Annotated in this window: 7 protein-coding genes and 2 tRNA genes; 8 read left to right on the forward strand and 1 reads right to left on the reverse strand. The window is 66.5% G+C overall.

Annotation, left to right across the window (positions count from 1 at the left end; all coding sequences use genetic code 11):
- Window positions 1-6: 6 nt before the first annotated feature.
- The 4 genes from EBS11_RS16980 (at window position 7) to EBS11_RS16995 (ending at window position 2,093) form a co-directional block, all read left to right on the forward strand.
- Window positions 7-1,185 (forward strand): class I SAM-dependent methyltransferase, encoded by a 1,179-nt coding sequence (locus tag EBS11_RS16980; RefSeq protein WP_290604681.1) that lies wholly within the window; start codon window positions 7-9, stop codon window positions 1,183-1,185.
- Between the two features lie 92 nt (window positions 1,186-1,277).
- Window positions 1,278-1,354, forward strand: a tRNA-Met gene (locus EBS11_RS16985).
- Between the two features lie 108 nt (window positions 1,355-1,462).
- On the forward strand, window positions 1,463-1,954 hold the full coding sequence (locus EBS11_RS16990; protein WP_290604682.1) for a hypothetical protein: 492 nt from the start codon (window positions 1,463-1,465) through the stop codon (window positions 1,952-1,954).
- Between the two features lie 62 nt (window positions 1,955-2,016).
- Window positions 2,017-2,093, forward strand: a tRNA-Met gene (locus EBS11_RS16995).
- Between the two features lie 68 nt (window positions 2,094-2,161).
- On the opposite strand, the gene EBS11_RS17000 is transcribed toward EBS11_RS16995, so the two are convergent.
- Window positions 2,162-2,731, reverse strand: a complete 570-nt coding sequence (locus EBS11_RS17000; protein WP_290604683.1) for a hypothetical protein — start codon at window positions 2,729-2,731, stop codon at window positions 2,162-2,164.
- A 311-nt stretch (window positions 2,732-3,042) separates the two neighbouring features.
- Between EBS11_RS17000 and EBS11_RS17005 the strand changes: the two genes are divergently transcribed.
- From EBS11_RS17005 to EBS11_RS17020, 4 genes are all read left to right on the forward strand, one after another.
- Window positions 3,043-3,561: a sigma-70 family RNA polymerase sigma factor gene (locus EBS11_RS17005; RefSeq protein ID WP_290604685.1), complete on the forward strand. Its 519-nt coding sequence runs from the start codon at window positions 3,043-3,045 to the stop codon at window positions 3,559-3,561.
- A 1-nt stretch (window position 3,562) separates the two neighbouring features.
- Complete coding sequence (locus EBS11_RS17010; protein ID WP_290604687.1) at window positions 3,563-4,570, forward strand: FecR domain-containing protein; 1,008 nt, start codon at window positions 3,563-3,565, stop codon at window positions 4,568-4,570.
- Between the two features lie 152 nt (window positions 4,571-4,722).
- Entirely contained in the window at window positions 4,723-7,173 is a 2,451-nt protein-coding gene (locus EBS11_RS17015; protein WP_290604689.1) for a TonB-dependent siderophore receptor, read from the forward strand.
- Between the two features lie 124 nt (window positions 7,174-7,297).
- Window positions 7,298-7,803: alkaline phosphatase family protein (locus EBS11_RS17020; RefSeq protein WP_290604691.1), on the forward strand; the 506-nt coding region annotated here is incomplete at its 3' end.

The raw sequence follows: 7,803 nt of genomic DNA on the forward strand, positions 1-7,803 counted from the left end.
AAATCCATGTCCGACACTTCTTCACCTACCGTCCATCCGCAGATCCACTGGAGCGAAAACGGCGCCGAGCACTCGGCCCGCTGGCGCTCGGAAAGCGGCATGCCGCCGCCCAGGCGCGTCGTCATCGCCGACGACCGCACGACGGCCGACCAGGCCTACCGCCTGGCCTGCGAAGGCACGGCCATGCTGTGGCGCGGCGACTTCCAGAACGCGCGCCAGCTGCTGCAGGCGCTGGCGCGGCGCGCCGACCACAAGAACGACAAGCCGAGTAAAAAGGCCAAGGCCGCCAAGCTGGCGAAACCCGAACCCACCGCCACGGAAGCGTTCCATTTGCACCGCCAGGCCCAGTCGCAGCGCGCCCGCACCCTGGCCATGCTGCTGCTGCCGTTCGATGCCGACTACACGGTCCCGCTGCGCCGCGCGCCGGACGTGAAACTGGCCTGCAATGAAGCGTATGGCCGTGGCGAAGAACCGTTCATCGCCTCCTTGCGCGAGCTGCTGGGCCTGATCGGCGCGCACGAATGGCGCCGCACGGGCGTGGAGCTGCCGGCCCTGGGCCAGCGCATCCACCCGCACTACGGCGTGTTCGCCCCCGTGCGCGGCGAATACGTGGGCCTCGTGGCCGACGCTCCCCTGCCTGCGCGCGCCAGGCTGGCCTTCGACATCGGCACGGGCACGGGCGTGCTGGCCGCCGTGCTGGCACAGCGCGGCATCGAACGCATCGTCGCCACCGACCAGGACCCGCGCGCCCTGTCCTGCGCGCGCGAAAACCTGGCCCGCCTGGACCTGGCCGACAAGGTCGAGGTGGTGCAGGCCGATCTGTTCCCCGCCGGGCGCGCCCCGCTGGTCGTGTGCAATCCGCCATGGCTGCCGGCCCGCCCCAGTTCGCCCATCGAATATGCCGTCTACGATCCGGACAGCCGCATGCTGCGCGGCTTCCTCGCCGGCCTGGCCGGCCACCTGGAACCAGGCGGCGAAGGCTGGCTGATTTTATCGGACCTGGCCGAACACCTGGGCCTGCGCCCGCGCGCGCAATTGCTGGAGTGGATCGCGCAAGCGGGCTTGAAGGTCGTCGACCGCCTGGACGTGAAACCCACGCATCCGCGCGCACAGGACGCCACGGACAGCCTGCACGCGGCCCGCTCGCAGGAAGTGACATCCTTGTGGCGCCTGACCGCCGCCTGACACGGGAGGCGCACCGGGACCGGAAACGGGACTGAAAACGGGACTGGAAACCCAGCCATTGCGCATTGCAGCAAACCCCGCTATAATTCGCCTGCGGGGTGGAGCAGTCTGGCAGCTCGTCGGGCTCATAACCCGAAGGTCACAGGTTCAAATCCTGTCCCCGCAACCAATACCGGAAAGCCGCTGATTCTTGAAAGAGAGTCGGCGGCTTTTTTCATTCTGGCCCAAGCCAGGCGGCCATGTTAAATTGCTCCTTTTAATTCACGAGAGCGACACCTTGAACGCACTTCGCGCCGGCTGCCTGCTGCTCGCCCTGCTCCTTTCCGCCACGGCTCTGGCCCAGTCCCAAGCCCGGCGCGATGCCGAGTATCTGCAGGAGTTCATCGTCCCTCTCGCCAAACTGCAACTTGAAAGGCGCGGCCAGTTCCTCCCCATCGGCGCGGCCCTGAAGCAGAACGACGACTTTGTCCTCATGCCCGTCAGCCCATCCGCGCCCGGACTACTGCCTGCCGACATCATCAAGCGGATACAGGAGAGCCTGGAACAAGGCGCCGCCGAGGGCCAATTCAAGGCAACCGCCCTCGTGTATGACGCCACCGTCCCCCTGCCCGCATCCGGCAGCCAGTCCGATGCCATCGCCGTGGCGCTCGACCACCGCGATGGCTATTCGGTGATCACCTTCCTGCCCTACGAACTGCGCGGCAAGGAAGTCCGGCTGGGCACGCCGTTTACGCGCCAGGGAACGGCCGCCGTTTTCCTGCAAAAATGAGCGATGCGACAGGCTGGGCAAAGATCATTCCCGCAGCGCAGCAAACTGGTATATAATTCGCCTGCGGGGTGGAGCAGTCTGGCAGCTCGTCGGGCTCATAACCCGAAGGTCACAGGTTCAAATCCTGTCCCCGCAACCAATACTGAAAAACCGCTGTCTCCTGCAAGGGAGGCAGCGGTTTTTTGCATTCCAGGCCGGGACCGCGCCCTACGCTGCGGCCGTCGCCCTGATCTGCCTGGCCGCCGCGTGCAGGCTGGCCGCCACTCGCTCGAGCTTGTCGGCGCCCGTCGTCTCGGCCAGGGCGGCCAGCGCGCTGATGTGAAAGGTGGCGACCATGGCTGGCGACACGTCCAGTTCCAGCGCGGCCTGGCTCAATTCCGTCGACGCTGCCAGATAGGCATCGCTGCCCGCCTCGAACGCCTGTTTCGTTTCCAGCAACTCCTGACCGCCCTCCGCCTTCGCCAGGCAGTCATCGACCTTTTGCTGGAAGGCGGGCAGGCTGTCGCGCACGGGTCCCGGTTCCGGCAGCGGCTCGGACGGCGGTTCGGCTGGTGCAGGCGCCGCTTCGGCCGGCTTGGCCGCCGGTACCACGTCGCGCAAGGTGAGCCAGCGCTCGACGGCGAGGAAATCGGCAAACGGCTCGACCACTTTCGGATTCATCAGCCACACTTCGCCCGTGCGCCAGTCGATCCTGGCGCCACGCTCATTTCTCGCCAGCAAAATATCCTTGCCGCCATTCGCATTCGACACGCGGCCGATGTCGAGCCAGTTCATCATTTCCGCCTGGCGCGACATCGCGTTGACACGATGAAAATAAGCCAACCATAAGAATCTGGCGACCAGGAGAACCAGGGCACCACCAACCATCCACATCATGTTTCGCTCCGCGCTGCATCGACAGCCCGCATTTTCTCACATGCAAGCTTGCGCTCAGGAAACTTTTACATCTGCCGTGCGGCAGCGCAAAGCCACTGCCGCGCGGCACGGATGCGCAGTCGCATTTCAGCAACGCCGCGTCTTCCCCGATTGCCTGCCGCGCGCCGCTGCGCTATTATGAGAACAATTCTCATTTAGATTAAGCAGTGCGCATGCTGTCCGCTCCCTCTCCGCCATCCGACTTTCAAGCGCTGTATGCCGAGCACCATGGCTGGCTGCTGCGCTGGCTGAAGCGGCGCCTGCACGACGCGGGGCTGGCCGGCGACCTGGCGCAGGATACCTTCATCAAGGTCCTCGTCGCGCGCAGCAGCGCGGCCATCATCCAGCCGCGCCCCTTCCTGGCCACCATCGCCAGCCGCCTGCTGGCCAACCACTGCCGCCGCGAGGAACTCGAACGCGCCTATCTGGACGCCCTGCTGCACGCGCCGCAGGCGTGCGTGCCCTCGCCGGAAACCCTGAGCATCGTGCTCGAGGCGCTGCAGCTGGTCGACCGCGCATTGAACCGGCTGCCAGGCAAGGCCAAGGCGGCCTTCCTGCTGGCCCACCTCGATGGCATGAGCTATGCCGAGATCGCCGCCGAACTGGACACCACCACGCACTCCGTCAAAAAATACCTGAGCAAGGCCAATCTGCTGTGCTTTTTTGCCGTGCCCGATTTTGCCACGGCCTGAGATGCGCGGCGCGACAGTCTATGCCCACGGCCAGCCCATCGACCTGGCCATCGCCATGCAGGCGGCCGAATGGCTGACCACGCTGATGAGCGGAGAGGCCACGCCGGCGGAAAAAGCGGCCTGGCGGCACTGGCGCCAGGCGCACCCGGATCACGAACGGGCCTGGAGCCATATCGAGCATGTCAGCGGCGGCTTGCGGGAACTCGATGCCCAGGCCAGCCGCAAGGCCCTGCTGCAAGGCCCCATGGCCCGCCCTGCCTCGCGCCGCAAAAGCCTGCAGCTGCTGGCGTGCCTCGCCAGCATCGGCGTCACGGGCTGGTTCGGCGCGCGCCCGGACCACGCGCCCGGCTTCGTCCGCGCCGCGCTGGCCGACCTGTCCACCGGCGTGGGCGAGCGGCGCGAACTGCCCCTGCCCGATGGCAGCCGCCTGCACCTCAACAGCGCCAGCGCCGTCAACGTCCGCTACACGGGCACGCAGCGCCTGCTGCAACTGGTGCAGGGGGAAATCTTCGTCGCCACCGCCCGCGAAACGGGCGCAGGCTACCGTCCCTTCCTCGTCGAGACGGCGCATGGCCACGCGCAGGCACTGGGCACGCGCTACTCGGTGCGCCAGGCGGACAGCAGCACGACGGTCGCCGTGGAGGAAGGCGCCGTCAGGCTCACGCCGCGCCAGGGCGACGGCACGCTGCTCGTCCACGCGGGCCAGGGCGGCGGCATGACGGCGCAGGCCATCCTGCCCGCGCACGCCGTCACCTCCGACATCTGGGCCTGGCGCCAGGGCCTGCTGCTGGCCGACGCCATGCCGCTGCGCGACTTCCTGCATGAATTGAGCCGGCATCGCCACGGCCTGCTCGGCTGCGACGACGCCGTCGCCGGGCTGCGCATCTCCGGCGTCTTCCCGCTGGCCGACCTCGATGCGGTCCTGCTGTCGCTGCCCGATTCCCTGCCCGTCGACGTGCGCCTGCGCACGCGCTACTGGGTGCAGGTGGAAGCGCGCCAGCAGCGCTGAAAAAATATTGGGCGTGCGCCGCAAAAAAACTTACCCGTTTCCGTTTCTCGCGTGACCTGTGTAGGCAACGTACTTTTTGACGACTCCAACACAAGGTAACCATGTCTCCAGTTATGTCTTCCAGATCCCGGCCACGCCCGCCGCGCACGCGCATGGCGCGTGCCATCCAGCTCGTCTTCGTCGGTTCCGCCCTGCTGCTGACCATGCCCGCGCCCGCGCTGGCGCAGGAAAGCGCGGCAGCGGCCAGCCTCGACTTCCAGGTGCCCGCGGGCGTCCTGGCCACTGCGCTGCGCCAGGTCGCCAGCCAGTCGCGGGTCATCCTCAGCTTCACGCCGGAGCAGACGCGCGGCAAGACGTCCTCCGGCCTGGCGGGCCGCCACGACGTGCTGGCCGCCCTGAACGGCGTATTGCGCGGCACGGGCCTGAAGGCCGAGCGCAGCGCCAATGGCAGCTACGTGCTGCGCCCGGCCGATGCGACGGCGGGCGGCGAGGCACTGTCGATGATGCCGGAAGTGTCGGTCAAGGCGCAGCAGGATGCCACCGAAGGCTCGGGCGCGTACGTCTCGCCCCTGCCGATCGCCACGGCCACGCCGCTGGGCCTGTCCATCAGGGAAACGCCGCAATCGGTCAGCGTCATCACGCAGCAGCGCATGCAGGACCAGGGCTTGAACACCATCGCGCAAGTGATGGCGCAGACACCGGGCATCACCCTGTTCTCGCTGGGCAGCGAACGCTCCGGCTTTACCTCGCGCGGCTATGCGATCACCAACTACCAGCTCGATGGCGTCAACACGCACTCGGAAAACCTGGGCCTCAATGCGATTCCGTCGCAAAGCCTGGCCGACATGGCGCTGTACGACCGCATCGAAGTGCTGCGCGGCGCCTCCGGCCTGATGACGGGCGCCGGCGACGCCTCGGGCGCCATCAACATGGTGCGCAAGAAGCCGACGGCGCAGTTCCAGGCCTCGGTCGAGGGCGAACTGGCTTCCCGCGACGAGCGGCGCGGCGTGGCGGACATTTCCGGCCCGCTGAACGAGGCTGGCAGCTTGCGCGGCCGCCTGGTCACGCTGTACGAGGAAGCCGACAGCATCATCGACGACTATAGCCGCGACAAGAAGGTGGTGTATGGCGTGATCGAAGCGGACCTGTCGGCCGCAACGAAACTGACGGCCGGCGTGACACACCAGCGCAACCGCTCGAAGGGGTCGCTGTCCTACCTGGGCTTCCCCCTGTTCTACAGCAATGGCGAGATGACGGACCTGCCCCGTTCCTTCAGCCCGGCCGCCAAATCGAACCGCTTCGGCAGCAATTCGACCGACGTCTTCGCCACCCTGGAACACGCGCTGGCGAACGACTGGAAGCTGAAAATCTCGGCCAACCGCGTGCAGTCGTCGCAGGAAGAGCGCGCCGTCTACATGAGCGTGAGCAGCGCCTTTCCCGACCAGGCCACGGGCGATGGCCTGATGCTGAACGGCGACTACCGCGATTACCGGCTCAAGGTCAACAGCGTGGACGTCAATGTGCGCGGTCCGTTCAGCGCCTTCGGCCGCCAGCACGAGCTGGTGCTGGGCATGGACTACAACGACTTCCAGAGCACGACCGACGGCCGCTTCGACAAGGACATCCAGCAGACCCCCGTCAACCTGTACAGCTGGAACCGCATCGCAGCACCCGTGTTTGGCGATACCTTCGTCACCTACGACAGCACGCGCCGCCAGGCCAGCGCCTATGCCGCCACGCGCCTGAACCTGTCCGAGCGCCTGAAACTGATCGCCGGCGCCAAGGTGCTGCGCTACAGCGAGAATTACATCTCGGATGCGCCTGCCGTATCATTTTATGGCGAGTCCCCGGCGTCGGAAAGCCGCGTCTTCACGCCGTACGGCGGCCTGGTGTTCGACATCGACGCCACGCACAGCCTCTACGCCAGCTATTCATCCATCTACCAGCCGCAGGCCGCGCAAGACCGCCATGGCAAGCTGCTGGCGCCGCGCTCGGGCAAGACCTACGAAGCGGGCATCAAGAGCGGCTGGTTCGATGGCCGCCTGAACACCTCGGCCGCGCTGTACCAGATCCGCCAGAGCAACCTGGCCGAATCGGACCCGGGCTATACCGTGCCAGGCACCAACAATCCCGCCAACCGCACCATCAAGGGCGCCAAGACCCAGGGCGTGGACCTGGAAGCGACGGGCGCCCTCGCGCCAGGCTGGAATGTGTCGGCGTCGTGGTCGTACAGCCAGACGGAAAACAATACGGGCAAGGCGATCCAGACCACCTTCCCGCGCCACCTGGTGAAACTGTGGACCACTTACCGCCTGCCCGGCGAGCTGCAGCGCCTGACCGTGGGCGGCGGCGTGAACTGGCAAAGCCGCGTGTATTCGGACATCGATGCGTGGCAGATCGAGCGCACCCTGCACTGGGAACAGAAGGCGTACTCCGTGGCCAGCCTGATGGCGCGCTACGACGTCAGCGACAAGCTGTCGGCCAGCGTCAACGTGGCCAACCTGTTCGACAAGAAGTACACGGCGTCGGTGTCGGACTGGTGGTACTCGGGCATGTATGGCCCGGCGCGCAAGGTGGCCTTGAGCGTGCGCTACCAGTTCTGATGTCCTGAATCGGCTGGGGAGGCGCGGGGCGAATATTTCACTTTATCCAGGGGCCGGTGATACAATTTTCCGCTTCACGGGCAGCGATACCGGCCCGTGCCACAGAGACACCCAAGGAGAATGTGTGAAGGACCTCGCCCCCGCCCTGCCAGCCGATCCGGCCGACCAACCCGCCAATCCCTCGCGCCGGCGCATTTTCCAGGCTGCTTCCGCAGTCGGCCTGGCCGCCAGCCTGCCCGCGCTGGCCGATGCCGCGCCAGCCAGGAAGACCATCGCCAAGGGCTCGCTCGACGCGAAACTCAAGGCGCACGTCAAGAACGTGGTGGTGATCTACCTGGAAAACCGCAGCTTCAACAACCTGTTCGCCAACTTCCCCGGCACCAGCGCGCCCCTGTCCGCCGTCACGCCGGAACAGGCGCAGCAGCTGGACCGCGACGGCAAGCCGCTGGCCACCCTGCCGAAGATCTGGGGCGGCCTGGTGCCGAACCAGCAGAACATCGGCGGCATCGATTACCTGATCAAGGAAGACCAGATCACGGGCCTGGCCAACGCGCCCTACAAATTGAGCGACGCGGCCGGCAAGCCCCTGCCCGAGAGCATCATCACGCGCGACCTGGTGCACCGCTTCTA

Source organism: Janthinobacterium sp., assembly GCF_009923995.1.
Taxonomy (GTDB): Bacteria; Pseudomonadota; Gammaproteobacteria; order Burkholderiales; family Burkholderiaceae_D; genus Janthinobacterium.